Here is a 26,808-nt window from a genome sequence, read left to right as displayed (position 1 = left end):
GCGCAGCCGTTGAGTTCGTGTCAGTGATGCTGAACAGGCGAGCGAGGCGTCCCGACTCTTTTGTCTTTAGATAAATTCGCTTTAAGCATAGTCAGGCAGTAGACGCGTTGCGACTTCACGTCAGTAGCCGGTGGCTACAGTAACATTGGCAACGCATAAGACCAGAGTGATGCGCTGATCCCGCTCACATGGCCATGAATGAGGTAACCTCGGCGGCAGATCGCAACCAGGGACACATTGATGATTATTACCACGACACACAGCATTGAAGGCCGTCAGATTACCGAGTATCTGGGGGTTGTCAGCGCGGAGTCGGTGCACGGCATCAACGTCGTGCGGGACTTTTTTACCGGTGTGCGCGACTTTTTTGGTGGCCGCTCTCAGACGCTGGAGCGGGCACTCAAGGAAGCGCGGGCGGAGGTCACCGATGAGATACGCGCCAGGGCAGGCAATGCCGACGCCATTGTGGGGCTGGATTTTGAAATCAGCATGCCGTCCGGCCGGGGTGGCATGCTGGTGGTGTTTGCCACAGGGACTGCGGTGCGACTGAGCTAGGCATGCCGGGTGATCCGGCCATCCTGTGTGGCGGCCGGATTCACTCTGTGGCGCAAGTGCGCAGCGTCAGATCGTAGTCGCGGCAGGTGCCACTGCGGTGTTTTTGGACAACGCATCCTGCAGTTTCTGTTCTTGCTCGGGTGACAGGGACGTCCGTAAAACCTTGCCCTTGAAGTCCGATGCTTCCAGCTCTTGCAAGACTTTTTCCGGCTGGAACTTGCGCAGCAGCACAAACAGGGCTGATGAGTTGTTCGGGATGGTTTCACTCAGTGACTTGATGAAATCGTCATCAATCCCGTAATCGCTCAAGGAGCCTGACAGCGCGCCGGTGCCAGCGCCCAGGGCACCGCCGATGGCAAAGCCGGCCAAAGGATTGAGGAACAGCAAACCTACCAGCGCCCCCCAAAGGCCGCCGGTCACCAGGCCTGAAGTCGCCCCCAGGGCGGTCAGGTTGACGCTTTGCTTGATATGGATCTTGCCCTGTTCATTGCGCACCACAATGACCGCATCTTCCAGCTCTACCAGGTGCTCCTTGCTGAGCGAAACCATTTTGGTAAGCGCGCGATCTGCTTTTTCCGTGTCTGAAAATCCCACTACGATTAAATCGGACATGTCTTTCATTCCTTGACGGTACAGGTCCAGCCCTTAAGGGCTGATACAGGGAGACGTCTCGCAAGACGTCATGAGGCCATCACGCGGGATACACAGCGTGTCAGAGGCTGAGAACCTTGTGCGAGGAATGAGCGTGGTCGCTAACCTTGAAACGGTCAAGTCGACCGTTCGAACAATTAGCCGCGAGAGAGGATTGAACAGGTAAAGAAGCGTCGCTGCAGCAGGCTGGCGCCGGGCTGAGGAGGGCTGGCTGGGCAGCCCTGACACTCACTCCAAGGGCTGGTGCCTCGGAGGCTTAGGTGTTATCCGCTTTGTCCGGTGCATTCAGGCCGGCCTGGATACGCTGGTAAATTTCTTCGCGGTGTACGGCAACATCTTTCGGCGCGTTGATGCCGATTCTGACCTGTTGGCCGCTCACACCTAAAATTGTGATCGTAATATCGTCACCTATGTTTATGCTTTCACCAACTTTGCGGGTGAGTATCAGCATTTTTTTCTCCTTGATGGCTTTGTAAGGCACGTCTCTAAGACGGTGCGGCTTCGGTCATGGCTACAGAATACTGCTAAGTGCATATAAATGCGCCGCTCATTACTGACGTCATAGCCAGAGGTAAAATTCCCTACATGGGGGAAACTCTAGCGTACGAGCCTTAAATAGGGGCAGATTAGATTCGTTCAAGGAGAGCAAAGGCCGCTGCCCCAGTGATAAAATCGACCTACTCAAACAGACAGGGGAAACGCAGTGCGTAAAGTCATCGTGATGACAGCAATATTGGCCTTGACGGCTTGCGGTCAGGAGTCTAACGATAAAATCCAGCCGGCTAAAGTAGCTTCTGAATCAACGACGGTCCAGGTTCCGGTTGCCCACTGGGCGTTAGAGATCACCCAGGGCCAGCGCGCGACAATCACTGACACCACCGGGAGGCTTATCGAGCATGGTTTCAATAATTATATTTCCGAGCGCGACGGCGTTAAACATTTCCTGATCGGGCCGTATGCGACCGAGGCACAAGCACTCGAAGCGCAGGAACAGATCAAGCTGAAACCCAAGCTGGAAGGCATTGAAACCAACGTGGTTGAGCTGCCCGCCGCAAAATAATCTGCTGACGCGTCGCCTGGTCGCCTAAGCGTAGCCGCAACAAGCGCTATTCGACGCCTCTGGCGGAATTTTTTTGTTTTGACGCTGGTGGGGTGCCGTCATTGCCAGGGCGCACATCGGCAAAGCGCGACGGCAAGGGCCTTAAGCATGAGCAATCACAAGATTGAAATTCGTCGCAGCAATGTAGAAAAAATCCTTCTCGGTGCCGAAAAGGTCTTTGCCGAAAAAGGCTTCGCCGGCACTGCAATGGCGGACATCGCCGCAGAAGTCCAGTTACCACGCTCCAATCTTCACTATTACTTCAGCACCAAGCATGAGCTGTACAGTGCGGTGCTGCTGGGCTTGCTCGATGTCTGGAAGCAGGACGCGCTGTGTTTCGAAACCTATGACGATCCGCGGCTTGTGCTCAGCAGTTACATTCGCGCCAAAATGAACCACTCACGTACCCGGCCCCATGGTTCGAAAGTCTGGGCCAATGAAATCATTCATGGCGCTCCGACACTGGGCCTGACGCTGGACGCCAGCCTGTACGACTGGGCAAAGATGAAAGAAGCCAGAATCCGCCAGTGGGTGGCAGACGGCAGGATTTTACCGGTGGAGCCTTCCAGCGTGCTGTACATGATCTGGGCGTCGACCCAGCATTACGCTGACTTCGACCATCAAGTGAAGATTCTCAATCAGCATCAGCCTTTGTCCGACATCCAGTTCGAGCGGGCTGTGCAGACCGTGACCAGTGTCATTCTGCGCGGGATCGGCCTGGAGCCCTGAAAGGCTGCCGGCCGACCCTTTTTGCGGGTCAGCCGGCAATGTTGCCGGGCTTACGAAGCCACCCGGTACGGGTTGCGCGGATCATGGTTCCAGTCCAGAAACGGCAGGCCAGTGTTCTGCGGCACCATCTCGATGCAATCCTCGACCGGGCACGTGATCTGGCACAAGTTGCAGCCCACGCACTCGTCGTCGATCACTTCGTAGCGATGGGTGCCATCGGCTTGCTTCAAGCTGGCGATGGCCTGGTGCGACGTGTCTTCGCAGGCAATGTGGCAGCGCCCGCAGCCGATACAGGCGTCCTGATCAATCTTGGCAATCACCTGATAATTTATATCCAGGTATTTCCAGTCAGTGGTATTGCCGACAGCGCGCCCAGAGAAGTCTTCCAGCCGGGTGTAACCCTGACTGTCCATCCAGCGCGACAAACCGTCCTTCATCTCGTCGACAATGCGAAAGCCGTGCAGCATCGCGGCGGTACACACTTGCACCGCGCCACAACCCAGTGCGATGAACTCAGCTGCGTCGCGCCAGTTGCCAATGCCGCCAATGCCACAAATCGGCAAGCCCCGGGTCAGGGGATCGCGGGCGATCTCGGCCACCATGTTCAACGCAATCGGCTTCACCGCGGAGCCACAGTAACCACCGTGGGTGCTCTGGCTGCCTACGGTCGGCATCGCGACCATCCGTTCCAGGTCGACACTGGTGATCGAGTTGATGGTGTTGATCAGCGACACTGCGTCGGCACCACCGCGATGGGCAGCCCGGGCACTGAGGCGCACATCGGTGATGTTGGGCGTGAGCTTGACGATCACCGGCAGCGAGCAATACGTCTTGCACCAGCGCGTTACCATCTCTACATACTCAGGCACCTGGCCCACCGCCGCGCCCATGCCTCGCTCCGGCATGCCGTGGGGGCAGCCGAAGTTCAGTTCGATGCCATCGCACCCGGTGGCTTCCACCAGCGGCAGAATGAATTTCCACGATTCCTCTTCGCAGGGCACCATCAACGACACGATCAGCGCCCGATCCGGCCAGTCCTTTTTGACCTGGGTGATTTCCCGCAGGTTGATCTCTAGTGAGCGGTCGGTAATCAGCTCGATATTGTTGATGCCCATCACTTCGCGATTAGGTCCGAAATGGGCTGAGTAGCGCGAGGACACGTTGACGGCGGCCGGGTCCTCGCCCAGGGTTTTCCAGACCACGCCCCCCCAGCCGGCTTCATAGGCGCGTACGACGTTGTAGGCTTTATCGGTAGGTGGTGCGGAGGCCAGCCAGAAAGGATTGGGCGCTTTGATACCGGCGAAGTTAATCGATAGATCGGCCATTTACGCAGCCTCCTTATTGAGCATGAGTTGGGCATGGATGGCTTCTGCGGCCAGCTTGCCGTGTTGTACCGCCTGGACGGTCAGGTCCTGGCCCAGTGCGGTGCAATCGCCTCCGGCATAGACCCCGGGGATGCTGGTGCGCAGTTGCCCGTCAACCTCGATGCGGTCGCCCACGCGGTTAAGGGCCTGTGCCAGCGGATCACTCAGCGCAGCATCATCAAAGGTTTGGCCAATCGCCTTGAATACGGCGTCGGCCTCAAGCTCGAAGGTTTCGCCGGTGCTCACCAGGCGCCCACCTTCAAGGCGGGTGCGGGCAAAACGCATGCCGCACACGCGACCCTGCTCATCGAGCAACACGTCTTGTGGTTGTGCCCAGGTCATGAGCCGCACCTGATTGGCTTTGGCAATGTCTTGTTCATGCCCGGTGGCACCCATGTCTTCCAGCCCGCGGCGGTACACCAGGTTCACTTCGCGCGCGCCGAGGCGGGCCATCTGCACCGCCATGTCGATCGCGGTGTTGCCTGCACCCAGCACAATGCAACGGTCGGCCAGCGGCAATTGCGTCAGGTCGTCGCTTTGGCGCAATTCGCGAATGTAGTCGGTGGCGGCGAGCAGGCCGGGGGCGTCTTCGTGGGGAAGGCCGAGCTGGCGACTGGCGGCCAGGCCGATGCCGAGGAAGACCGAGTCGAATTGCAGGTGCAGCTCGCTCAGGCTGAGGTTGTCACCCAGGCGTTGGCCGTGGCGCATTTCAATACCGCCAATGTCCAGCACGAAATCCACCTCGCGCCGGGCGAAATCATCCACCAGTTTGTATTTGGCAATCCCGTATTCATTGAGCCCGCCAGCCTTTTCCCGGGCTTCGAAAATCACCACGTCATGCCCGTGCAAGGCCAGCCGGTGCGCGCAGGCCAAACCGGCCGGGCCGGCGCCGACCACCGCAATGCGCTTGCCAGTCGGTGCTGCACGGGTGAAAGGGTGCGCCGTGAATTGCGCATGGTCGACGGCGTAACGCTGCAGCAGGCCGATCAACACGGGCGCGCACTCTTGAGCGTTATTGCGTACGCAGGCTTGCTGGCACAGCACCTCGGTCGGACAAACCCGCGCGCAACTGCCGCCGAGGATGTTGGCCGAGAGGATTTTCTGTGCCGCTCCCTGGACGTTTTCTTGCTGGATATTGCGAATGAACGAGGGGATATCGATATCACTGGGGCATGCATTGACGCAGGGCGCGTCGTAGCAATACAGGCAGCGCGAGCTTTCCAGCTGGGCCTGGCGTGCACTGAGCGGCGGCGCGAGGTCGGTGAAATGGCTCGCGAGCGTTAGCGCATCTTCATGGGGATGCGGCAAATGATTCAGGGATTTGTTCACGTTGATTGCCTCACGGTGGTGGGAAGCGTTCTGTCTCTGTCGGACAGTGGTGTTGCAGTCAGCGCTTAACAGCGACTGGCGTGTGATGCTCGGCGCGTTTTTTCAGCAAATCGAACACGGCTGGGTAGGCCGGGCGTTCGATATAGCGACCGGCCCCGCGTTCTGCCCGCAGATCGCCGTCGGCCCAGACCACACGGCCCTGGCTGATGGTGTGGCTGGGCACGCCGCGAACGGTCTTGCCTTCGAAAATGTTGAAGTCGACCTGTTGATGGTGGGTCTTGGCGCTGATGGTGCGTGTGCCTTGCGGATCCCACAGCACCAGGTCGGCATCGGCACCGACCCTGATCGACCCTTTGCGTGGGTAGATATTGAAAATCTTGGCGGTGTTGGTGGAGGTCAGTGCCACGAATTCCTGCATCGACAGCCGACCGGTGTTGACCCCTTCATCCCACAGCAAGGCCATGCGGTCCTCGATGCCCGCCGTACCGTTGGGGATCTTGCTGAAGTCGTCACGTCCTGCGGCTTTTTGCTCTGCGCAAAAACAGCAATGGTCGGTGGCGGTGGTGTGCAGGTTGCCCGACTGCAGACCGTGCCACAGCGCCTCTTGATGCCCGCGAGGTCGGAAGGGCGGGCTCATCACGTAGCCGGCCGCGGTTTGCCAGTCGGGGTGTTGGTACACGCTGTCGTCCAGCAGCAGATGCCCCGCCAGGACTTCGCCATACACCGGCTGCCCCTGGCTGCGGGCATAGGTGATTTCATCCAGCGCTTCGCGGGTCGAGACGTGTACCAGATACAACGGCGTGCCGATGGTTTGCGCGATCCGGATCGCCCGGCTGGCGGCTTCACCTTCAACCTGTGAAGGCCGGGACAGCGGGTGCGCTTCGGGACCGGTCATGCCCTGGGCCATGAGTTTGCGTTGCAAGTGGTACACCAGTTCGCCATTTTCCGCATGCACGGTGGGCACCGCGCCCAGCTCCAGGCAGCGCTCGAAGCTGGCAACGAGGGTGTCGTCGGCGGCCATGATCGCGTTTTTGTAGGCCATGAAATGCTTGAAGCTGTTCACGCCGTGCTGGCTGACCAGTTCGGCCATTTCTTCGCGAACTTGTTCACTCCACCAGGTAATGGCGACATGGAAGCCGTAGTCCGCCGCGGACTTCTCGGCCCAGCCGCGCCATTGGTGAAAAGCCTCCAGCAGGGACTGCTGCGGGTTGGGGATCACGAAATCAATAATTGACGTTGTACCGCCGGCCAGACCGGCTGCCGTGCCACTAAAAAAGTCTTCACTGGCCACGGTGCCCATAAACGGCAATTGCATGTGAGTGTGGGGATCAATACCGCCTGGAAGAAGGTACTGGCCATGACCATCGAGCACTTCGCAGCCGGCCGGAACATCAAGATCAGTGCCAATCGCGCGGATTAGACCGTCCGCGCAAAATACATCGGCTATATAACTTTCATCATGGGTCACAAGCGTAGCGCCACGGATTAACAGTGACATACCGAGTTCCTCGCAGGCAGACCGGCTATAACCGGTTCTAAGTGTTGTTATTGCGACAGGCATGCGCACTTGATTCCTGTCACTGGTGTCAGGAATGAAATCTAGTGTGTTGTGGTGAAATGTTCAAACTTTATTTTATATGGGTGTTTATATTTATAACTCATTGATAGATAAGAATATTTATTGAGTGTTACCAAAATGGTGCGTCGAATCACCATTTTGACTCACTTGACAGGATCCAAATATGAGCGAAGTTTCTTATGCTAAATCAGGCGCTTGTGCGGTGCCGGCAAAGCGGCGGCGGGGGTGAAAAATAAATAAGCGTGCACCAAAGTGTTTCGTTTTGTTATATCGAAATCCGGGGTGTCACCGGGCACGTGTTTTTCTAAGGCGCTAAAGACACTCGGTAGAAGATTTAAAACGTTTTAAAACCAGACAGTTGCAGGGGTTTGAAAGTTGCGCGCAACGCGGCAGCAACTAACACGGCACAGTTCTTGATTGCCGCTGCGATGACCGGACGGGCCGAAGTTCACAGGTTATTGCCCAGGCAAGGGAATCGCTCTGCGCTAACGCGCAGGGTTCATCACGACAACAAGAGAGTGAACGAGCATGCAACCGAGCAGATCCAAAGTTACCGAATGTAACGGTTTGTACGAGTTGGACGCCGGACCCGAAGTTCTCGACAGTCCCAGGTATAACCACGACATCGCCCCCACCAAAGTTCATCAGCGAACCTGGAACAAATGGCACATCACCGCGCTTTGGGTCGGTATGTCGATTTGCGTCCCCACTTACACGTTGGGCGGTGTGCTGACGGCGTACTTTGGATTGTCGGTGGGCGAAGCCTTGCTGGCGATTTTGCTGGCCAATATCGTGGTCTTGATCCCGCTGACGCTCAACGCATTTGCCGGCACTAAATACGGGATTCCGTTTCCGGTGTTGCTGCGGTCTTCCTTCGGCATCATCGGCTCCAATGTGCCCTGTCTGATTCGTGCCCTGGTGGCGTGTGGCTGGTTCGGGATCCAGACATTATTCGGCGGCCTGGCGATTCACCTGTTTCTGGGGTCGGTATTCGAGGGCTGGAAGAGCCTCGGCGGTACCGGTGAAGTGATCGGCTTCTTGGTGTTCTGGGTGCTTAATCTGTGGGTGGTATTGCGCGGTGCCGAGTCGATCAAATGGCTCGAAACCCTCTCCGCGCCGTTGCTGGTCCTGGTGGGTATAGGCCTGCTGGTGTGGGCGTTGCCCAATGTCTCGATGACCGAACTGCTGGCCCAGCCACCCAAACGTCCAGAGGGCGCCAGTGTCTACGGCTATTTCTTTGCGGGGCTGACGGCGATGGTGGGGTTCTGGGCGACGCTGTCGCTGAACATTCCGGACTTCAGCCGCTACGCCAAAAGCCAGAAAGACCAGATCCTGGGCCAGATATTCGGTCTGCCGCTGACCATGTTCCTGTTCGCTGCCCTGGGTGTGGTGCTGACGGCCGCATCGGAGAAACTGGTAGGGGTGACGGTTTCCGATCCGGTGACGCTGATCGGACATATTCAAAGCCCCGGCTGGGTTGCCCTGGCCATGGCGCTGATCGTGATTGCCACCCTGTCGACCAATACCGCAGCCAACATCGTGTCGCCGACCAATGATTTCCAGAACATCGCGCCCAAGCTGATCAACCGCACCGCTGCGGTGATCTTGACCGGTCTGGTGGGGCTGGCGCTGATGGCCCATGAGCTGCTGAAAAAGCTTGGCCTGCTGGTGTCGGACGTGAGCCTGGAAACGGTGTACTCCAACTGGCTGCTGGGCTACTCCAGCCTGCTGGGCCCGATCGCCGGGATCATGGTGGTCGACTATTTCATCATCCGTCAGCAAAAACTCGACCTGGCCGGGTTGTACCGCGACGGGGTGTACCCGGCCTGGAACTGGAACGGTTTTATCGCTTTCGGGCTGCCGGTGGCGCTGACCGTGCTGTCATTGGGCAGCAGCGCCTTCAGCTGGTTTTACGACTACGGCTGGTTCACCGGCTCGTTGCTCGGCGCCTTGATCTATTACGCACTGTGCCGACTGGGCAGCGCCCAGGCGGTCACCGTCAAAGGTACGGTTTGACCCCCTTTTTCACTGTTCGACTCTTATAAGAAATTGCCTGAGGAAACGATCATGAACGCTGTACAAGACCTTCAGCAGCAACGCTCTCTGACCATCAACACTGAGCGCTTATGGGCTTCACTGATGGAGCTGGCTCAACTCGGTGCCACCGTCAAAGGCGGGGTGTGCCGCCTGGCCCTGACGGATCTCGACCGTCAGGCCCGCGACGTGTTCGTACGCTGGTGCGAAGAGGCCGGGTGCAGCATAAGCGTGGATGCCGTGGGCAATATTTTTGCCCGTCGTGCCGGACGCAACCCTGATTTGCCGCCCGTAATGACTGGCAGCCATATCGACACCCAGCCCACCGGCGGCAAGTTCGATGGTTGTTTTGGCGTGCTGGCCGGGGTGGAGGTGTTGCGCACCCTCAATGACTTGAACATCGAGACCGAGGCACCGTTGGAAGTGGTGGTCTGGACCAACGAAGAGGGCTCGCGCTTTGCGCCCTGCATGATGGGGTCCGGGGTGTTTGCCGAGAAATTCAGCCTTGAAGAAACCCTGGCCAAGACCGATGCCGAAGGCGTGACCGTTGGGCAAGCACTGAATGCAATTGGTTATGCCGGCAGCCGCACCGTGAGCGGGCATCCGGTAGGGGCGTATTTTGAAGCCCATATCGAGCAAGGTCCGATACTGGAGGACGAGCGTAAAACCATCGGCGTGGTGCTGGGCGCCCTCGGCCAGAAATGGTTCGACCTTAATCTGCGTGGCGTAGAAGCCCACGCCGGGCCAACGCCCATGCACTTGCGCAAGGATGCGCTGGTGGGCGCGGCAGCGGTGGTTGCCGCGGTGAACAAAGCCGCCCTTGGCCATCAACCCCATGCCTGCGGCACCGTGGGTTGCCTGCAGGCCTACCCGGGCTCGCGCAACGTGATCCCGGGTGAAGTGCGCATGACCCTGGATTTTCGCCATTTGCTCCCGGAGCGGCTGGACTCGATGATTGCAGAAGTCCGCGCAGTGATCGAAGCCACCTGTGAACAGCACGGCTTGAGTTTCGAACTCACGCCCACTGCGGATTTCCCGCCGCTGTACTTCAACCCGGATTGCGTCAACGCCGTGCGCGAGGCCGCCAACGAGCTTGGGCTGTCCAATATGGACATTGTCAGCGGGGCAGGGCACGACGCGATTTTCCTCGCCGAACTCGGGCCGGCAGGCATGATTTTTGTGCCTTGTGAAGGCGGCATCAGCCACAACGAAATCGAAAACGCCGACCCCAAAGACCTCGGTGCCGGCTGTGCCGTGCTACTGAAAGCCATGCTGGCGGCGTCGAACACCGTGGCGAACAAGCGCTAGCCGCCCCGGAGGGCTTATCGCAGCCGGGTCGTAACGATTCACTCGGCAACGGCTACGAGCAATCCTGTAGCCGCTGCCGAAGGCTGCGAGGGGGGTTAAAACGAGCGGATGATCTTGCCCAGGGTTTCCATGGCCTTTTCGCTCACCGCGTCCCAAGGGCTGCCGTAGTTCAGGCGAATGCAGTTTCGAAAGCGCTGGGTGGCGCAGAAGATGGGGCCCGGCGCAATGCTGATGCCCTGGGCCAGGGCCATCTGGAAAAGCTTGAGCGAATCGACGTGCTCCGGCAGTTCGAGCCACAGAAAGTAGCCGCCCGCGGGCTGGCTGACTCGGGTCTGGGCAGGGAAGTAACGGGCAATGGCCGCCAGCATCGCGCTTTGTTGTTCTTCCAGTGCATCACGCAGCTTGCGCAAGTGGCGGTCATAGCCACCGTGTTGCAAGTAGTCGGCGATGGCGGCCTGGGCGGGCATTGAGGCGCACAGTGAGGTCATGAGTTTCAGACGCTCGATCTTTTGTGCGTAACGGCCTGCCGCCACCCAGCCAATCCGATAACCGGGCGCCAGGCTTTTGGCAAACGAACCGCAATGCATCACCAGCCCCTCGGTATCAAACGCCTTGGCCGGTTTCGGTGCATGCTGGCCGTAATACAGCTCGGCGTAGACATCGTCTTCGATCAACGGCACCTGATGCTCGCGCAATAACTCGACCAACGCTTTTTTATGGGCTTCAGGCAGGCTTGCGCCGATCGGGTTCTGAAAGTTGGTCATGCACCACACGGCTTTGATCGGGTGCCGTTCCAGGGTTTGCGCCAACACACCGAGGTCAATACCGTCACGCGGGTGGACGGGGATCTCGACGGCCTTGAGCTTGAGCCGCTCCAGCACTTGCAGGCACGCGTAAAACGCAGGCGCTTCAATGGCCACCCAGTCACCGGGTTCGGTCACGGCCTGCAGGCACAGGTTCAGGGCCTCCAGCGCACCGTTGGTGATCAGCAGTTCTTCCATCGGCAGCATCAGCCCGCCGACCATGTAGCGCAGGGCAATTTGCCGGCGCAACTGCGGATTGCCGGGCGACATGTCCGTCACCACCATACGCGGGTCCATGTCACGGCTGGCCGTGGCCATCGAGCGTGCCAGGCGCTGCAGCGGGAACAGCATCGGGCTGGGGAAGGCCGAACCGAACGGCACGGTGTGCGGGTCCTTGATCGAGTCCAGCACCGAGAACACCAGCGCGCTGACATCCACCTGAGTGGGTTCGGTCGCGTGGCTGCTGAACACCGGCTCGGAAAACGGGCTGGGGGTATTCACATTGACGAAGTAGCCGGAGCGCGGTTTGGCCCGAATCAGGCCACGGCGCTCCAGCAGGTAATACGCCTGAAACACGGTGGACGGGCTGACGCCATAGGTCTGACTGGCATAGCGCACGGATGGCACGCGTTGCCCCGGACCGAGTACCCCGGAGCGGATCAGCTCAGCAATATCATCGGCGAATTTTTCGTAGCGTTTCATGGAGATAAGGCTCGGCTGATCCTGTAGGCGAGAGGTTGCTCGCGGTAACTGCGGCACGGTCTGTCGGGGTGACCGTGGGCGATGCTATCGCGAGCAAGGCCGCACCTGCAGGGATTTATCATTCAACGATTGAGCGGAGCAACAAAACGGCTCTTGGCCACACTGCGCACATTTGGCTCGTCGGTATCGATCACTTCAAAGGTAATGGCCTGCGAGCTGCTGGTCGGGCGCTCGGCGAGCAGGGCGACGGACACCGGCACGTCGATGATTTCACCCGGGGCCAGGGTCAGTCCGGTTTTACCTTGCAGCTGGAAACCTTCAGCGTCCTGCAGTTGCACACGGTAGTGCTGTGTGTGTTGGGTCTTGTTGATGATCTTGAGGCTGTAGATGTTTTCAATCTGGCCCTGACTGTTCTCGCGGAACAGCCCCCGGTCCTTGATCACATCCAGTGACACCATCGAGCGCTGGTCAAGGGCTGCCACCAGTGCGGCGATCATGACCACCAGCACCAGGGCGTAGCCGATCAGGCGCGGGCGCAGCAAGCGGGTCTTGCCGCCCTGCAACTCGTGCTCCGAGGTGTAGCGCACCAGGCCGCGGGCATAGCCCATCTTGTCCATGACGGAATCACAAGCATCGATACACGCCGCGCAGCCGATGCATTCCATCTGCAAACCATCGCGGATGTCGATGCCGGTTGGACACACTTGCACGCACATCTGGCAATCGATGCAATCGCCCAGCCCGGCCTGTGCCGGCGCAACCCCGCGTTTGCGTGGCCCCCGGCTTTCGCCCCGGGCGACGTCATACGAAATGGCCAGTGTGTCCTTGTCAAACATCACACTCTGGAACCGGGCATAGGGGCACATATGCATGCACACCGCTTCACGCAGCCAGCCGGCGTTGATGTACGTGGCGCCAGTAAAGAACAGCACCCAGAACAAGCTGACACCGGCCATTTCCAGGGTCAGCAGTTCCATCGCCAGTGGCCGGATCGGGGTGAAGTAGCCCACGAAGGTCAGCGCCGTCAGCACGCTGATCGCCAGCCACAGCGTGTGTTTGAGGGTACGGCGCATGATTTTGTTCAGGCACCAGGGTGAGGCCTGCAGCTTGATGCGTTGGTTTCTGTCACCTTCGGTGATCTTTTCGCACCACATAAACAGCCAGGTCCAGGTGCTTTGCGGGCAGGTGTAGCCACACCAGACACGTCCGGCAAAGACCGTAATCGCAAACAGGCCAAAGGCGGCAATGATCAGCAGCGCCGACAGCAGGATGAAATCCTGAGGCCAGAAGGTGGCGCCGAAGATATGAAACTTGCTCTCGGACAAATCCCAGAGCACCGCCTGACGACCTTCCTGGTTCAGCCAGACGGTGCCGAAAAACAGCAAAAACAAAAAGCCCGCTCCCACGACTCGAAGCGTGCGGAACAGGCCGGTAAAGCTGCGGGTGTGAATCTGGCTGTCGCTGGACGTGTGTTTGAGCTTTGGCGCTTTAGGGCGCGAAGCCTCAAAGGACTCAATTGTCCGGACGGGAATATGTTCGTTCATGATCGTTCGCTCATCCGCCTCCATCAGGCGTGAGCACTATGACCAGCGAACTGTTTGCATAACAGACTCAGCTATCTGAATAAAAAGCATATCAGATGCGTGAATGGGAGGGTTGTGACAAGGCCGCTAGTCTTGTTTAAACCCTTGGATGGCAAGCCTTTGGCGTTCAAGGGGCGAACGCCAAAAGCTGAAATTGATCAGGATCAATTAAATCGGTGAATCGCTGCTGGTGGCATTCAGGTGTTTTCTGCCATCGACGGCACCGGCCACCGTCAAGCGATCCGCTTCATCTTCGGTAATGGCGATGTTCATGCCGTTGACCGACGCCATGGACATGCGCGTTGCCGCATCTGTCACCACCGTGACGTCCTCGACGCGGGCATGCTCGATACCTTCGGGGGAATCAACCCAGCAGGTGTTATCTGCCTCTTCTATCCTGATAGCCATGTCCGGTTTCCTTTTGGAGGGGAGTTAAACCTTAGTCTTCTGGAAATCGGTGGGGTTCGGATTAATGGATGAGCGGGCAGTGTGCACATTGCCCCGGGAGACGCCCATGGACGCGTGGTGGCACGAGGTATGGCTGACGTTAGTCGCCGAGTTCGCCGACATTACCGATGCAAAACAAATCACCCAGATTACCGTCCGCTTGCTGATGGCGGCACTGCTTGGGGGCATCCTGGGGTTCGAGCGAGAACAACAAGGCAAGGCTGCGGGTGTGCGCACCCACATGCTGGTTGCCCTGGGTGCGGCCCTGTTTGTCCTGGTGCCGCAAATGTCCGGCGCCGAGGCCGATGCCATGAGCCGGGTCGTGCAGGGGGTTATTGCCGGTATCGGCTTTTTGGGCGCGGGCACCATTCTTAAAAATAAACTTGAAGGTGAAAGCGTTGAGCACGTCAAAGGCCTGACCACCGCTGCAGGCTTGTGGATGACCGCCGCCATAGGCGTATCCGCCGGGGTAGGCCGCGAGGCCACCGCCGTGCTCAGCACACTATTGGCCCTGGTTATCTTCAGTGTGATGCCCAGGATCGTAGACTTTCTGGAAAAGCGTTAAAACCAGCGCCGGCACGCCGGTTATCAAGTGGATCAAGCTCCAATTCCCCGTATGGGTACTTTTTCACTGGGTGGATCGCCAATGGGATTCGGATCGGCTGTCGGTGGTTCCTGCTCCGGTATGGGCTCAGGTTGTGAAGGCGGCAGGACGGGATCGTCGATATTGGGGTCCGGTGTTTCGGGAGGAATCGGAATATTCATCAAACTGGCCTCTTTGCTGCATGGTCAAGACTGACACTGGGTTGACCGCCATTCCGGGCACCTGGCTCACCTGCTGCGACCAACGGTGGGGGGCAAATCAATCTGAACTTTTGCAGCGCGTGCCGGTTCCCAATTCAATGCCCGGTGCACGGGCCGGACAGGGTTTGAAACGATCACACAGAAGCGTCCAAGGGCGTGAGGAGTGAGCTCGATGACTGCTGATTTACCTCAAGAACCCGATTCAAGCGCCGTCTTGCCTTTGGCACAGGCGTTATTGATGCCCCGTATTGCAATTGAAAGCACTTCGCCTGTGCTCGATGGCGGCCAGTTTGCCGCCAAGGCGACGGTAGGGCAGCAGGTGCCGGTGACCAGCAAGGTGTTTACCGACGGCCATGATCAACTGGCCGTAAACCTGTCCTGGCGCCTGACCGGTTCTGATGTGTGGAATACGTCGGCCATGCAGTTTATGGGCAATGACACCTGGAGCGGATCGTTCCCGGTTGAGGTTCAGGGTCGCTACGTGTTTTTCATCGAAGCCTGGATTGATCGCTTCGCCAGTTTTTGCCATGAGCTGGAGAAAAAACATCAGGCCGGTGTTCCGGTGAGTCTGGAGTTGCAGGAAGGCCGCGTGCTGGTGCAACACGCCATTGAGTCAGCCCAGGGGCCATTGCAGGCGCAGTTACAGGCGCTGTTGCGTGATTTGTCCGGCTTGCTGGAGACCGAACAGGTCGCGCTGTTTATCAGTGAGCAGAGCGCGCAACTGATGGCGCAGGCACAATCGCGGGCGTATCTGAGCCAGAGCCCTCACTTTCCGCTGGAGGTTGAGCGCGGGCTGGCGCAATTTGCCAGTTGGTACGAGCTTTTTCCTCGCTCGGTGACCGATGATCCGTCCCGCCACGGTACGTTCAATGATGTCCGGCAACGGTTGCCGATGATTCACGACATGGGCTTTGACGTGCTGTACTTTCCGCCGATTCACCCCATCGGCCGGCGTTACCGCAAAGGTCCGAACAATTCGCTGCAGGCGGGCCCCGATGATCCCGGCAGCCCCTATGCCATCGGCAGCGAGGAGGGCGGGCATGAGGCCATTCACCCGCAACTGGGCAGTCGTGAAGACTTCCGGCGCCTGGTGGCAGACGCCGCCGATCATGGCCTGGAAATAGCCCTCGACTTCGCCATTCAATGCTCACAGGACCACCCTTGGCTGCAGCAGCATCCCGGGTGGTTCAACTGGCGCCCCGACGGCAGTATTCGCTACGCCGAGAACCCGCCGAAAAAATACCAGGACATCGTCAACGTCGATTTTTATGCCCCGGATGCAATCCCTGCGTTATGGCTGGAGTTGCGCGATATCGTGCTGGGCTGGGTGCTCGAAGGGGTGAAGATCTTCCGGGTCGACAACCCCCACACCAAGCCCTTGCCGTTTTGGCAGTGGCTGATTGCGGATGTCCGCGCCGTCCACCCCGAGGTCATCTTTCTCGCCGAAGCCTTCACCACGCCCGCGATGATGGCGCGCCTGGGCAAGGTCGGCTATTCCCAGAGCTACACCTACTTCACGTGGCGCAACACCAAGGCTGAATTATCGGCGTACTTCACCGAGCTGAATCAAAGCCCGCTGCGCGATTGCTTTCGCCCCAATTTTTTCGTCAACACGCCGGACATCAATCCGTCGTTTCTGCATGACTCGGGCCGGCCCGGGTTTCTGATCCGTGCGGTACTGGCGAGCATGGGGTCCGGTTTGTGGGGGATGTACTCGGGTTTCGAACTCTGCGAGTCGGCGGCATTACCGGGCCGGGAAGAGTACCTGGACTCCGAGAAATATCAGATTCGCCCCAGGGATTTCAGCGCCCCAGGCAACATCGTGGCCGAAATCAGCCAGCTCAACCGTATCCGGCGGCAGAACCCGGCCTTGCACAGTCATCTCGGGCTCAGGCTGTACAACGCCTGGAATGACAGCATTTTGTACTTTGGCAAACGCAGCGCCGATGGCAGCAACTTTGTACTGGTGGCGGTGAACCTGGATCCGCACAACGTGCAGGAGGCGCATTTTGAACTGCCTTTATGGGAAATGGGCCTGGCCGATGATGCCCACACCGCGGGCGAAGACCTGATGACGGGGCATCGCTGGACCTGGTACGGCAAAACCCAATGGATGCGCCTCGACCCTTCGCAGCAACCCTTCGGTATCTGGCGCATAAAACCTCTTTAAAGGCATTGCCCGGCGGCCCTCAAGGCGCTGGTCAGTCGAAGACGACAGGTATGTCCCATGGCAAACAAGCCCGACTCGCAAAGCTTTATCAAAGACCCGCTCTGGTACAAGGATGCGGTGATCTATCAAGTGCACATAAAGTCTTTTTTTGACTCCAATAACGACGGAATCGGTGATTTCAAAGGCTTGATCAGCAAACTCGATTACATCGCCGAGCTGGGGGTCAATACGCTGTGGATTTTGCCGTTTTATCCCTCACCGCGGCGCGATGACGGTTATGACATCGCGGACTATCGCGGGGTGCACCCGGACTACGGGACGCTGGGCGATGTGAAACGTTTTATTCGCGAGGCCCATGCGCGCGGCCTGCGGGTGATTACCGAACTGGTGATCAACCACACCTCGGACCAGCACCCGTGGTTTCAGAAAGCCCGGCACGCCAAACCGGGCTCCAGGGCGCGGGATTATTATGTCTGGTCGGATACGGACCAGAAGTACGACGGCACGCGGATTATTTTTCTCGACACCGAAACCTCCAACTGGACCTGGGACCCGGTGGCGGGCCAATATTTCTGGCACCGGTTTTATTCCCACCAACCGGATCTGAACTTCGATAATCCGCAGGTCATGAAAGAAGTGCTGTCCGTAATGCGCTATTGGCTGGACATGGGCATCGATGGCCTGCGCCTGGATGCCATTCCCTATCTGGTCGAGCGCGATGGCACCAATAATGAAAACCTGCCGGAAACCCACCAGGTTCTTAAACAGATCCGCGCCGAGATTGACGCCAACTACCCTGACCGCATGCTGCTGGCCGAAGCCAATCAATGGCCGGAAGACACCCAGCAGTATTTCGGCGACTCCGACGGCATCAACGGCGACGAATGCCACATGGCCTTTCACTTTCCGCTGATGCCGCGCATGTACATGGCGCTGGCCCAGGAAGACCGCTTTCCGATCACCGATATCCTGCGCCAGACCCCGGAGATCCCGGCGAATTGTCAGTGGGCGATCTTCTTGCGCAACCACGACGAGTTGACCCTGGAGATGGTGACCGACAAGGAGCGCGACTACCTGTGGAATTACTACGCCGCCGATCAGCGGGCCCGGATCAACCTGGGGATTCGCCGGCGTCTGGCGCCGTTGATGGAGCGCGATCGCCGTCGGGTTGAACTGCTCAACAGCCTGCTGTTGTCGATGCCGGGAACGCCCACCCTGTATTACGGCGATGAAATTGGCATGGGCGACAACATTTACCTGGGCGACCGGGATGGCGTGCGCACCCCGATGCAATGGTCGATCGACCGTAACGGCGGGTTTTCGCGGGCCAACCCGGCCAGCCTGGTGCTGCCACCCAACATGGATGCGCTGTATGGCTACCACTCGATCAACGTTGAAGCGCAGGCCAGCGACCCGCATTCGCTGCTTAACTGGACCCGGCGCCTGCTGGCGGTGCGCAAACAGCAAAAGGCCTTCGGCCGTGGTTCTCTGAAAATGCTCTCGCCGAGGAACCGGCGGATTCTGGCTTATATTCGTGAATACACCGACAGCGATGGCAACAACGAAACCCTGCTGTGTGTGGCCAACGTCTCACGCAGTGCCCAGGCCGTCGAGCTGGACCTCTCGGAATTTGCCGGTCGCGTTCCGGTTGAAATGCTGGGCGGGAATGCCTTCCCGCCCATCGGCCAATTGCATTTCATGCTGACCCTGGCGCCCTATGGCTTTTACTGGTTCCTGCTGGCCAGTGAAAGCCAGATGCCGAGCTGGCATGCCGAGCCTGCGCACAGCCTGCCGGAACTGGTGACCCTGGTGCTCAAGGCACGCCTCGAAGAGTTGCTCGACGCGCCGGCGCGCACCACCCTGGAGCAGGTGACGCTCCCCGCATGGTTGCCCAACCGACGCTGGTTCGGGCAAAAGGACGTGCCGATCGAACAGGTCAGGATTGTCTACGGCACACGCTTCGGTGAGGCGCGGCATCCTCTGCTGCTGACCGAAGTCGAAGTCACCTGCGGCCAGCAACAGTATCGGTATCAACTGCCGATGGGGCTGTTGTCCGAGGATCAGTTCAGCACCGCGCTGGCCCAACAGTTGGTGTTGACCCGTGTACGGCGTGGGCGTGAGGTGGGGTTTATCACCGATGCTTTCCACCTTGAACCCTTTGTCCGTGCGGTGATTGCCGGTCTGCAAAATGCCAGTACGGTCACCGGCAGTGCGGGCGATATCTGCTTTCAGCCCATGCCCGACCTGGCGGCCCTGGCGCTCGATGAGCACAGCGAGATCCGCTACCTGACGGCCGAGCAGTCCAACAGCTCGGTGGTGATCGGCGGCTCACTGGTGCTCAAGCTGATTCGCAAGGTGAGCATGGGGGTGCACCCCGAGCTGGAAATGGGGGCTTACCTGACGGCCGCCGGCTACCCGAATATTTCGCCGTTGCTGGGTTCGGTCGTACGCCGCGATGGGGAGGGGGATGAAAGTCTTCTGATGATTGCCCAAGGCTATTTGAGCAATCAGGGTGATGCCTGGACCTGGACCCAGAATAACCTTGAGCGCGCCATTCGTGATGAGCTGGCAGATGGCATGTCTGCCCATGAGCAGCATTACAACGCCCTGAGCGAGCTGGCAGATTTCGCGGCCATTCTGGGGCAGCGCCTCGGGGAAATGCATCGCTTGCTGGCACGTCCCGCCCCGGATCCTGATTTTGACCCCGAGACCACCACCGCTGAGCATGCGCGACGGTGGGCCACGCATATCGGCCACCAGGTCAAGGAGGCCCTGCAACAGCTTAAAAAACACCGAGGCGACTTGCCGCCAGCGGACCGGCAACGGGTCGACCGGCTGTTGTCGCGGCAGCGTGGGATCACGGCCTACATCAAACAACTGGCCGAAGATACCCTTGGCGGGTTGCGGATCCGGGTGCATGGTGACTTGCACCTGGGGCAAGTGCTGGTGGTCCAGAGCGATGCGTACTTCATTGACTTTGAAGGCGAGCCGACACGCCCCTTGTCGCAGCGGCGCGGCAAGCACAGCCCCTACAAGGACATCAGCGGCCTGCTCCGCTCATTTGAGTATGCCGCTGCCATGGCGGTCAGCAATGTGCAGCAAGCCGACCATTCGATAGAGGCCGAGCAGGCGCGGCAACGGGTAGCCGAGCGCTATGTCAGCGAAGCCCGACGTGCTTTGATTCAGGCTTATCGGCTGGCAACGGCTAGTCTTGCTTCGACGTGGAAAAAACCGGAAGGGCCAGACGCGGCACTGGCATTGTTCAGTCTGGAAAAGGCTGCTTACGAAGTGATTTATGAGGCGACAAACCGGCCTGCCTGGATACGCGTGCCTCTACAAGGTCTGAGTGACTTGCTGAGCCACCTGCCAGAGACGGCGAAACCTTTACCGGATGGAGAGCAGTCATGAGTGTCAGCAACGTTATGGGTAAGGGTTTGATGCCGGGGCGCGAAGACATTGAGGCACTGATCAACGCGCGGCACCGCGATCCGTTTTCTGTGCTGGGTCCGCATCCGGACGGGCAGGGCGGGGTGATCATCCGGGCGTTCCTGCCCCAGGCATTGAGCGTCAGGGTGCTGGCCCGTGGCTCGGGTGAGCAGATCGCCAGCCTCGACACCACGCATGTCCCGGGTTTGTTCGTGGGCCATCTTGACCGCCCCCAGGCGTATGAGTTGCAAACCCATTGGGCCGGTGGCGAACACACCAGCGAAGACCCCTACAGCTTTGGTCCGTTGCTGGGTGAGCTGGACCTGTACCTGTTTGCCGAGGGTAACCATCGGGACTTGAGCCGGTGCCTGGGCGCGCAAGTGATGGAGGTCGATGGCATTCCGGGTGTGCGCTTTTCGGTATGGGCACCGAATGCGCAACGGGTTTCAGTGGTGGGCGATTTCAATATCTGGGATGGCCGGCGTCACCCCATGCGCTTGCGGCATCCGAGCGGGGTATGGGAATTGTTCATTCCGCGCCTGGCGCCGGGGGCGGCCTACAAGTATGAAATTCTGGGCCCTCACGGGATTTTGCCACTCAAGGCTGACCCGATGGCGCTGGCCACTCAGTTGCCTCCTGAAACCGCTTCAAAAGTGGCTGTGCCGCTGGCGGTGGAGTGGCAGGACGATGCCTGGATGCAGGCGCGGGCGGCCCATCAGCGGCCTGATGCGCCGTTGTCGATCTATGAATTGCATGTGGGATCGTGGCAGTGCGAGGTCGATGATGCCGGAGAGGTCGAGCGTCAGTACAACTGGCATGAACTGGCCGAGCGACTCATTCCCTACGTGCAGCAATTGGGCTTCACCCATATTGAGCTGATGCCGATCATGGAGCACCCGTTCGGGGGATCATGGGGGTATCAGCCTTTGTCGCAATTTGCCCCGAGTGCCCGCTACGGCTCCCCGGATGACTTCGGGGCGTTCGTCAATGCCTGCCATCTGGCCGGGATCGGGGTGATTCTGGACTGGGTGCCGGCGCACTTTCCTAATGATGAACACGGTCTTGCGCAGTTTGATGGCACCGCATTGTATGAGTACGACAACCCGCTGGAAGGTTTTCACAAGGACTGGAACACGCTGATCTACAACCTGGGACGCACGGAAGTGCACGGTTTCATGCTGGCTTCGGCCTTGCACTGGCTCAAGCATTTTCATGTCGACGGGTTACGGGTGGATGCCGTGGCTTCGATGCTGTACCGCGATTACTCACGCGATGCAGGCGAGTGGGTACCCAACCGGCATGGCGGGCGGGAGAACCTGGAGGCCATCGACTTTCTGCGACACCTCAACGATGTGGTCGCCCTGGAGGCGCCTGGCGCGCTGATCATTGCCGAAGAGTCCACCGCGTGGCCCGGAGTCAGCAAAAGCACCGCAGAGGGCGGCCTGGGGTTTTCCTATAAGTGGAATATGGGCTGGATGCATGATTCGCTGCATTACATCCAGCAGGACCCGGTGTACCGCGCACACCATCACAATGAATTGAGCTTCGGTCTGGTCTACGCCTGGAGCGAGCGCTTTATCCTGCCGATCTCCCATGACGAAGTGGTACATGGCAAACACTCGCTGATCGACAAGATGCCCGGTGATCGCTGGCAAAAATTCGCCAACTTGCGGGCCTACCTGAGTTTCATGTGGGCCCATCCGGGTAAAAAACTGTTGTTCATGGGCTGCGAGTTCGGCCAGTGGCGCGAGTGGAATCACGATCAGCAACTGGACTGGTATTTGTTGCAGTACCCCGAGCACAAAGGCGTGCAGAAATTGATCGGAGACTTGAACCGGGTGTACCGCAAACACCCGGCCCTGCATGATCAGGACGATGTGGCGCAGGGCTTCGAGTGGTTGATCGGTGACGATGCCACCAACAGCGTTTATGCCTGGTTGCGCTGGAGCAAAGACGGCAAGCCGTTGCTGGTGGTGGCAAACTTCACCCCGGTACCGCGTGAGGGCTACCGCATCGGTGTGCCGTTCGCGGGCATCTGGGAGGAAGTCATCAACAGCGATGCCGACCTCTATGCCGGCTCCAACTATGGCAATGGTGGCGGGGTGAGCACAGACAACCGGCCGAGCCATGGCCAGAGTGTGTCAGTGGCACTCAACCTGCCGCCGCTGGGTGTGCTGATATTGCGCCCGCAAGAAGGCTGAAAACTCACCGTCGCTGCCGAAGCCCGGGATCCGCGAACCCCGGCGTTCGGCAGGAGACTGAGCGGTACGCAAGGGGCATTCGTTACAAATGCACGTCGACTGCCAGCGGCAGGTGATCCGATAAATGCGTCCACGGCTTGTTGCCGAGCACGGTCGGGTTGTGGCTGGTGGCGTTGCGTAAATAAATACGGTCCAGGCGCAGCAAGGGCCAGCGTGCCGGGTAGGTCTTGGCCAGTTTTCCGTGATGACGCTCGAACACTTCGTGCAAGTCGTCACGCTGGGCGAGGGCTGCATTGCCTTGCAGTTTCCAGTCATTGAAGTCACCGGCAATGATCACCGGATCCTTGGGCGGCAATGATTTGAGTAATTGATTGAGCAGTACGATCTGCAATTGGCGATGACTCTCAAGCAGGCTCAAATGCACGCAGATCGCATGCACCTGATCGTGGCCGGGCACGTCCAGCACGCAATGCAGCAAGCCGCGTCGCTCAGGGCCGGTGATCGATATATCAAGGTTGCGATACGACTTGATGGGGTATTTGGACAGCACGGCATTGCCGTGATGGCCGTCCGGGTACACGGCATTGCGCCCATAGGCGAAGTCGCTCCACATGCTGTCGGCGAGGAATTCGTATTGCGACATCACTGGCCATTGGTCATAGCGCGAGGCGTGTTTTTCGTGCTCTCCCAGCACCTCCTGTAAAAACACCAGATCAGCCGATGTGCTGCGCACGGCGTCACGCAGTTCCGGCAGGATAAAGCGCCGGTTGAACACGGTGAAACCCTTGTGGGTATTCACCGTGAGTACCTTCATTCGATGCACATCCGGCATTGGCACAGGTGCAGGCGGTTCCAGGTCATTACCGACAATATCGAGGCTCATGGTATCTCCTGGGCTTTAAACCATACGCCGGGTTCGACTCGTAATGAGTTTAGCCGTTCCGTACCCGGGTTTTTATAGCGTTCCGGAGCGAGCGTGCCATTGACGTGGGTCATGATTGGCGAGTGCCTGCAACGATCTCAGGTAATCACCGAAGCCACCTTTGGCCCTGCAATCCAGACGGGCGCTGGTCATGACTCGCGGGCGATGGCTCCAGGCAATTGAAGCACCGCATGCCTCCAGTTGCTGCACGAGATGGACATCTTCATGGCAGGCCAGCGGTGCAAAACCGCCAGCCCGGCGGTAGGCCCGGGCACAGATGCCCAGGTTGGAGCCATGAATATGCCGATGCCCTTCCCGCGCCTGATAGACGGCCAGATACCGCTCCTGGGTCGAGCGATCAATGGCCGTACCCCAGTCGTCGACCGTGACCGTGCCGCATACCGCATCCGCCTGCAGTGCCAGTTGCGCCACCAGCCAGTCGGGCGCCACCCGGCTGTCGGCATCGGTGCAGGAAATCCAGCGCACACCGTGATCGAGCAACCACTGGGCTCCGACGCCGCGGGCCACGCCTACGTTACGGGCGTTGATCGGCAACACATGGATGTCATAGCAGGCTGCGATATCGGCCGAATGGTCGCTGCAGCTGTCGAGCACCAGCAACACTTTGACCTCTTCACCCTTGAGCCCGGGATGCTGGCTGGCGGTTAACGCGGCTTGCAGGCAGTGGGCGAGCAAGGCTTCTTCGTTATGTGCGGGAATCAGGATACCGATCATTTCAGGCCCTCCAGGCTGGCCACCGAATCGGGGGACCGCCCCCAGACTTCAAGCACAAAATCGTCCTCCCGGTGCTGCGCCAGTTTCGGTAAGCCCAGCGTGGCGTGGAGCAGGGCATGAACGCGGTCGCCGGTCAGCGGGCAACCTTCGATGGCAGGGCGCCAATGGCAGGCAAGCAGTTGACCGCCGGGCAGCAGGCTGTTCATCGCCTGCTCGATGAGCGTGAGCAGATCGTCGGTGTCCAGGTAGTAACCCAGTTCACTCAACACGATCAGATCGAAACCGCTGCGCACCGGCCAGTCAGCGGGCAGGCGACTGTGGCGGACCTCGACGTTGGAGCAGTGACTCAACCTTTTTTGCGCCAGTTCAACCGCCCTGTCCGCCGCGTCGCTGCACAGCAACCAGTCGGTGCGCCGGGCCAGGCCGGCGCTCAATTCGCCATTGGCGCAACCCGGTTCATAAATCGCCCCATAGTGCTGGCGCGGCAAGCTGGCCAGCGTCAGGGCCCGTTTGCGCTCCTCATACCAGCGCGCCTTGAAGGCCCAGGGATCGGGGTTGTCAGCGTATAACTGATCAAAAAAAGCAGTCGGGACACTCATGGTTCACCCTTGGATAAAGATCACCTCGAACGGTTGGCACAAGCGCTCCAGTGCCAGCGGAGCCAGCACCGGGGCTGATCCAGTGCTCGGATCGACCTGCAATTGACTGGTAAACGCCCGGGCGGCATGGCGCTTGCGCGCCAGGTGCTGTGCGCTCAGGCGGATCTTGCGTGCTCGTGCCCACGGCACCCGCGGATCATCATCATGTGCCCAGTGCCAGGTCCAGATCGGCAGTTCATGTACGCTCGCACCGACGGCCCGGGCGGCTTGACTGCTGGCACGGCCAACCGCGTCATGGTCGCTGTGGCCATCCTCGCGCCAGGTACTGAACACCACATCTGAGGGGCGCAAATGCTGTTCGATATACGCGCTCAAGGCGCTTTCACACAGGGCGACCTGACTGTCCTGAAAGCCGCCACGCAACCATTGCAACCGCCCCTCAGGCAGTTGCAGGCGTGCAAGGGCTTCGGTGGATTCGCGGGTTCGCACTTGGGCCAGGTGTTCTGCCGGCCAACGGGTCGAGCCGGGATGGCTGGCGGTGCCGTCGGTGATGGAAAGCAACAGCACTGGGCGGCCCAGCGCGCTGATTAACTGCAACAGGCCGCCGCTGCCGAGCACTTCGTCATCCGGGTGCGGGGCAATAATCACCGCTCTAGAGTTGCAGGGCACGAGGGACGCGACCGCTATTTCCGGCAGTTCGGCCAGGCGTCGCGAATGGCGCCAATGCTCCATCGAGGTGCCACCGCCCACGATCAAGTTGGCGCTCATAGCGGCCACTGCAAGACGGGCTGCCGGGCCGCCTGCTCACCCAGGGCTTGCAGATCACGCTCGGCGTGGCTTTGACGCAGGTACACCGGCAGGTCGGCGATCAGGCGAGCGAAGTGCGGGTCCTTGCAATAAGGCCTTGCACCGAGGGCCCGGCCCACATGCACCAGCACCTGATCAACGCAGTGTTCGATATGGGCCCGTGCCTGACGTGCCAGCCGTTGCGCATCGTGACCGGGATACTGGTCCAACTGACGTGCGCACTCACCGAGCACACAGCGGGCGCTGAACAGGGCTGCATCGACTGCGCCCAGGTGCGCCAATGCATGGGGTTCGTTGCGTTTGTCGCAGTGTTGTTGCAACGCCTCGGCCAGGGCGGATGCTGCGCCGTGCCAGCAGGCCGCAATGCCAACCGCGCCATGCCAGAATCCGCAGCGCTGCACATAGTCATCAGGGTGCCCGATTCGCAGCCCGGGGACCTGTTCAAATTCGATATCGACACTGGCCGTGGCTGCCATGCCCACGGCGTCCCAGCCTGCAGTGCCGACACTGACCCCGGGGTGGCGCATGTCCACCGCCACCAGTTGCTGACGCTCTTGTTCATCCCAGGCGGTGAGCAAACCGTGGCTCACCACCCCGGCGCCGGAGCACCACGCCTTGCGTCCGCTGAGCAGAATCCGGCCGTTGTGTTCAAGCACATGGGCCCGGGCGTCCGGCGGCTCTGCTGCCCACATTCCCCAGGTGCTGCCCCGTGCCACGGGAGCCGCGTTCAGTTCCCGCATCGTCGCCAGTGCGTCGGTATGGCCCTCATACAGCTTGCACAAGCCCAGGTTGTGACGGGCAACCAGCGCCAGCTGCTGCCAGCGTTGCAGGGTTTGACCTGCCCCGGGCAGCGGTAATTGATCGAGGCCGGCGTCAACCAGCTGCTGCAGGCAATGCCCCAATGCTTGCGCGGTGTCCAGGCGCGATGTGCAGCTCTTTAAAAAGTCGGGCAGGTCCATGC

The 26,808-nt window shown here is 59.5% G+C and carries 22 protein-coding genes; 9 read left to right on the top strand and 13 right to left on the bottom strand.

The window, feature by feature from the left end:
- Positions 1–240: 240 nt before the first annotated feature.
- On the top strand, positions 241–555 hold the full coding sequence (locus tag AWM69_RS07280) for a YbjQ family protein (RefSeq protein ID WP_218726110.1): 315 nt from the start codon (positions 241–243) through the stop codon (positions 553–555).
- A gap of 66 nt (positions 556–621) precedes the next feature.
- On the opposite strand, the gene AWM69_RS07275 is transcribed toward AWM69_RS07280, so the two are convergent.
- Together AWM69_RS07275 and csrA are read right to left on the bottom strand one after the other, a co-directional pair.
- The gene (locus AWM69_RS07275; protein WP_131652989.1) at positions 622–1,167 is read right to left on the bottom strand and encodes a DUF1269 domain-containing protein; all 546 of its coding nucleotides are present in this window, start codon (positions 1,165–1,167) and stop codon (positions 622–624) included.
- Positions 1,168–1,462: 295 nt separating this feature from the next.
- Complete coding sequence (gene csrA, locus AWM69_RS07270) at positions 1,463–1,657, bottom strand: carbon storage regulator CsrA (protein WP_074702903.1); 195 nt, start codon at positions 1,655–1,657, stop codon at positions 1,463–1,465.
- A gap of 252 nt (positions 1,658–1,909) precedes the next feature.
- On the opposite strand from csrA, the gene AWM69_RS07265 reads away from it, so the two are divergent.
- Positions 1,910–2,266, top strand: a complete 357-nt coding sequence (locus tag AWM69_RS07265) for a hypothetical protein (protein WP_131652988.1) — start codon at positions 1,910–1,912, stop codon at positions 2,264–2,266.
- Between the two features lie 147 nt (positions 2,267–2,413).
- Positions 2,414–3,034 carry a TetR/AcrR family transcriptional regulator gene (locus tag AWM69_RS07260; protein WP_131652987.1) on the top strand — a complete coding sequence of 207 codons (621 nt, stop codon included), beginning with the start codon at positions 2,414–2,416 and terminating at the stop codon, positions 3,032–3,034.
- 50 nt (positions 3,035–3,084) lie between these two features.
- Here the strand turns inward: AWM69_RS07260 and preA are convergent, their stop codons facing one another.
- Genes preA through hydA form a run of 3 tightly spaced genes read right to left on the bottom strand, consistent with a single transcriptional unit; the run spans position 3,085 to position 7,225 of the window.
- Positions 3,085–4,359: an NAD-dependent dihydropyrimidine dehydrogenase subunit PreA gene (gene preA / locus AWM69_RS07255; RefSeq protein WP_131652986.1), complete on the bottom strand. Its 1,275-nt coding sequence runs from the start codon at positions 4,357–4,359 to the stop codon at positions 3,085–3,087.
- Positions 4,360–5,727: an NAD(P)-dependent oxidoreductase gene (locus AWM69_RS07250; RefSeq protein ID WP_218726109.1), complete on the bottom strand. Its 1,368-nt coding sequence runs from the start codon at positions 5,725–5,727 to the stop codon at positions 4,360–4,362. It abuts the gene before it with no gap.
- 58 nt (positions 5,728–5,785) lie between these two features.
- Positions 5,786–7,225 carry a dihydropyrimidinase gene (gene hydA / locus AWM69_RS07245; RefSeq protein WP_218726108.1) on the bottom strand — a complete coding sequence of 480 codons (1,440 nt, stop codon included), beginning with the start codon at positions 7,223–7,225 and terminating at the stop codon, positions 5,786–5,788.
- A gap of 609 nt (positions 7,226–7,834) precedes the next feature.
- On the opposite strand from hydA, the gene AWM69_RS07240 reads away from it, so the two are divergent.
- Both AWM69_RS07240 and AWM69_RS07235 read left to right on the top strand, forming a co-directional pair.
- Positions 7,835–9,322, top strand: coding sequence for an NCS1 family nucleobase:cation symporter-1 (locus tag AWM69_RS07240; RefSeq protein ID WP_131652983.1), 1,488 nt, complete (start codon positions 7,835–7,837; stop codon positions 9,320–9,322).
- A 51-nt stretch (positions 9,323–9,373) separates the two neighbouring features.
- Positions 9,374–10,648 (top strand): Zn-dependent hydrolase, encoded by a 1,275-nt coding sequence (locus tag AWM69_RS07235; RefSeq protein WP_131652982.1) that lies wholly within the window; start codon positions 9,374–9,376, stop codon positions 10,646–10,648.
- A gap of 95 nt (positions 10,649–10,743) precedes the next feature.
- Here AWM69_RS07235 and mapR read toward each other — a convergent pair whose 3' ends face one another.
- The 3 genes from mapR to AWM69_RS07220 all read right to left on the bottom strand — a co-directional run bounded on the left by mapR (position 10,744) and on the right by AWM69_RS07220 (position 14,144).
- On the bottom strand, positions 10,744–12,153 hold the full coding sequence (gene mapR, locus AWM69_RS07230) for a GntR family transcriptional regulator MpaR (RefSeq protein ID WP_131652981.1): 1,410 nt from the start codon (positions 12,151–12,153) through the stop codon (positions 10,744–10,746).
- A 122-nt stretch (positions 12,154–12,275) separates the two neighbouring features.
- The gene (gene ccoG, locus AWM69_RS07225; protein WP_218726107.1) at positions 12,276–13,697 is read right to left on the bottom strand and encodes a cytochrome c oxidase accessory protein CcoG; all 1,422 of its coding nucleotides are present in this window, start codon (positions 13,695–13,697) and stop codon (positions 12,276–12,278) included.
- Positions 13,698–13,904: 207 nt separating this feature from the next.
- On the bottom strand, positions 13,905–14,144 hold the full coding sequence (locus tag AWM69_RS07220) for a DUF3203 family protein (protein WP_218726106.1): 240 nt from the start codon (positions 14,142–14,144) through the stop codon (positions 13,905–13,907).
- A 106-nt stretch (positions 14,145–14,250) separates the two neighbouring features.
- Here AWM69_RS07220 and AWM69_RS07215 point away from each other — a divergent pair, with 106 nt between their 5' ends.
- The 4 genes from AWM69_RS07215 (at position 14,251) to glgB (ending at position 22,784) form a co-directional block, all read left to right on the top strand.
- Positions 14,251–14,748, top strand: coding sequence for an MgtC/SapB family protein (locus AWM69_RS07215; RefSeq protein WP_048383343.1), 498 nt, complete (start codon positions 14,251–14,253; stop codon positions 14,746–14,748).
- A 411-nt stretch (positions 14,749–15,159) separates the two neighbouring features.
- Positions 15,160–17,157, top strand: coding sequence for an alpha-1,4-glucan--maltose-1-phosphate maltosyltransferase (locus AWM69_RS07210; RefSeq protein ID WP_218726105.1), 1,998 nt, complete (start codon positions 15,160–15,162; stop codon positions 17,155–17,157).
- 57 nt (positions 17,158–17,214) lie between these two features.
- The gene (gene treS / locus AWM69_RS07205; RefSeq protein ID WP_218726104.1) at positions 17,215–20,565 is read left to right on the top strand and encodes a maltose alpha-D-glucosyltransferase; all 3,351 of its coding nucleotides are present in this window, start codon (positions 17,215–17,217) and stop codon (positions 20,563–20,565) included.
- On the top strand, positions 20,562–22,784 hold the full coding sequence (gene glgB, locus AWM69_RS07200; protein WP_218726103.1) for a 1,4-alpha-glucan branching protein GlgB: 2,223 nt from the start codon (positions 20,562–20,564) through the stop codon (positions 22,782–22,784). Before treS ends, glgB begins: the two co-directional genes overlap by 4 nt.
- Before the next feature lie 82 nt (positions 22,785–22,866).
- On the opposite strand, the gene AWM69_RS07195 is transcribed toward glgB, so the two are convergent.
- The 5 genes from AWM69_RS07195 to AWM69_RS07175 form a co-directional block, all read right to left on the bottom strand.
- Positions 22,867–23,667 carry an endonuclease/exonuclease/phosphatase family protein gene (locus AWM69_RS07195; protein WP_218726102.1) on the bottom strand — a complete coding sequence of 267 codons (801 nt, stop codon included), beginning with the start codon at positions 23,665–23,667 and terminating at the stop codon, positions 22,867–22,869.
- 72 nt (positions 23,668–23,739) lie between these two features.
- Entirely contained in the window at positions 23,740–24,441 is a 702-nt protein-coding gene (locus AWM69_RS07190) for a glycosyltransferase family 2 protein (protein ID WP_131652974.1), read from the bottom strand.
- Positions 24,438–25,040, bottom strand: coding sequence for a trans-aconitate 2-methyltransferase (locus AWM69_RS07185; RefSeq protein ID WP_218726101.1), 603 nt, complete (start codon positions 25,038–25,040; stop codon positions 24,438–24,440). Before AWM69_RS07185 ends, AWM69_RS07190 begins: the two co-directional genes overlap by 4 nt.
- A 3-nt stretch (positions 25,041–25,043) precedes the next feature.
- Positions 25,044–25,808 (bottom strand): PIG-L deacetylase family protein, encoded by a 765-nt coding sequence (locus AWM69_RS07180; RefSeq protein WP_218726100.1) that lies wholly within the window; start codon positions 25,806–25,808, stop codon positions 25,044–25,046.
- Entirely contained in the window at positions 25,805–26,806 is a 1,002-nt protein-coding gene (locus AWM69_RS07175; protein WP_218726099.1) for an acyl-CoA dehydrogenase family protein, read from the bottom strand. The genes AWM69_RS07180 and AWM69_RS07175 overlap by 4 nt, the downstream gene beginning before the upstream one ends.
- Positions 26,807–26,808 lie beyond the last annotated feature (2 nt).

Source organism: Pseudomonas sp. D1HM, assembly GCF_019266105.1.
GTDB lineage: Bacteria > Pseudomonadota > Gammaproteobacteria > Pseudomonadales > Pseudomonadaceae > Aquipseudomonas > Aquipseudomonas taetrolens.
This window is presented reverse-complemented; position numbering and strand designations above follow the sequence as displayed.

Excerpts from the sequence above, each read along its gene's own strand:
- AWM69_RS07280 (WP_218726110.1), top strand. The coding sequence starts at position 241 with ATGATTATTACCACGACACACAGCATTGAAGGCCGTCAGATTACCGAG.
- AWM69_RS07275 (WP_131652989.1), bottom strand. The coding sequence starts at position 1,167 with ATGTCCGATTTAATCGTAGTGGGATTTTCAGACACGGAAAAAGCAGAT.
- csrA (WP_074702903.1), bottom strand. The coding sequence starts at position 1,657 with ATGCTGATACTCACCCGCAAAGTTGGTGAAAGCATAAACATAGGTGAC.
- AWM69_RS07260 (WP_131652987.1), top strand. The coding sequence starts at position 2,414 with ATGAGCAATCACAAGATTGAAATTCGTCGCAGCAATGTAGAAAAAATC.
- preA (WP_131652986.1), bottom strand. The coding sequence starts at position 4,359 with ATGGCCGATCTATCGATTAACTTCGCCGGTATCAAAGCGCCCAATCCT.
- hydA (WP_218726108.1), bottom strand. The coding sequence starts at position 7,225 with ATGTCACTGTTAATCCGTGGCGCTACGCTTGTGACCCATGATGAAAGT.
- AWM69_RS07240 (WP_131652983.1), top strand. The coding sequence starts at position 7,835 with ATGCAACCGAGCAGATCCAAAGTTACCGAATGTAACGGTTTGTACGAG.
- AWM69_RS07235 (WP_131652982.1), top strand. The coding sequence starts at position 9,374 with ATGAACGCTGTACAAGACCTTCAGCAGCAACGCTCTCTGACCATCAAC.
- mapR (WP_131652981.1), bottom strand. The coding sequence starts at position 12,153 with ATGAAACGCTACGAAAAATTCGCCGATGATATTGCTGAGCTGATCCGC.
- ccoG (WP_218726107.1), bottom strand. The coding sequence starts at position 13,697 with ATGAACGAACATATTCCCGTCCGGACAATTGAGTCCTTTGAGGCTTCG.
- AWM69_RS07220 (WP_218726106.1), bottom strand. The coding sequence starts at position 14,144 with ATGGCTATCAGGATAGAAGAGGCAGATAACACCTGCTGGGTTGATTCC.
- AWM69_RS07215 (WP_048383343.1), top strand. The coding sequence starts at position 14,251 with ATGGACGCGTGGTGGCACGAGGTATGGCTGACGTTAGTCGCCGAGTTC.
- AWM69_RS07210 (WP_218726105.1), top strand. The coding sequence starts at position 15,160 with ATGACTGCTGATTTACCTCAAGAACCCGATTCAAGCGCCGTCTTGCCT.
- treS (WP_218726104.1), top strand. The coding sequence starts at position 17,215 with ATGGCAAACAAGCCCGACTCGCAAAGCTTTATCAAAGACCCGCTCTGG.
- glgB (WP_218726103.1), top strand. The coding sequence starts at position 20,562 with ATGAGTGTCAGCAACGTTATGGGTAAGGGTTTGATGCCGGGGCGCGAA.
- AWM69_RS07195 (WP_218726102.1), bottom strand. The coding sequence starts at position 23,667 with ATGAGCCTCGATATTGTCGGTAATGACCTGGAACCGCCTGCACCTGTG.
- AWM69_RS07190 (WP_131652974.1), bottom strand. The coding sequence starts at position 24,441 with ATGATCGGTATCCTGATTCCCGCACATAACGAAGAAGCCTTGCTCGCC.
- AWM69_RS07185 (WP_218726101.1), bottom strand. The coding sequence starts at position 25,040 with ATGAGTGTCCCGACTGCTTTTTTTGATCAGTTATACGCTGACAACCCC.
- AWM69_RS07180 (WP_218726100.1), bottom strand. The coding sequence starts at position 25,808 with ATGAGCGCCAACTTGATCGTGGGCGGTGGCACCTCGATGGAGCATTGG.
- AWM69_RS07175 (WP_218726099.1), bottom strand. The coding sequence starts at position 26,806 with ATGGACCTGCCCGACTTTTTAAAGAGCTGCACATCGCGCCTGGACACC.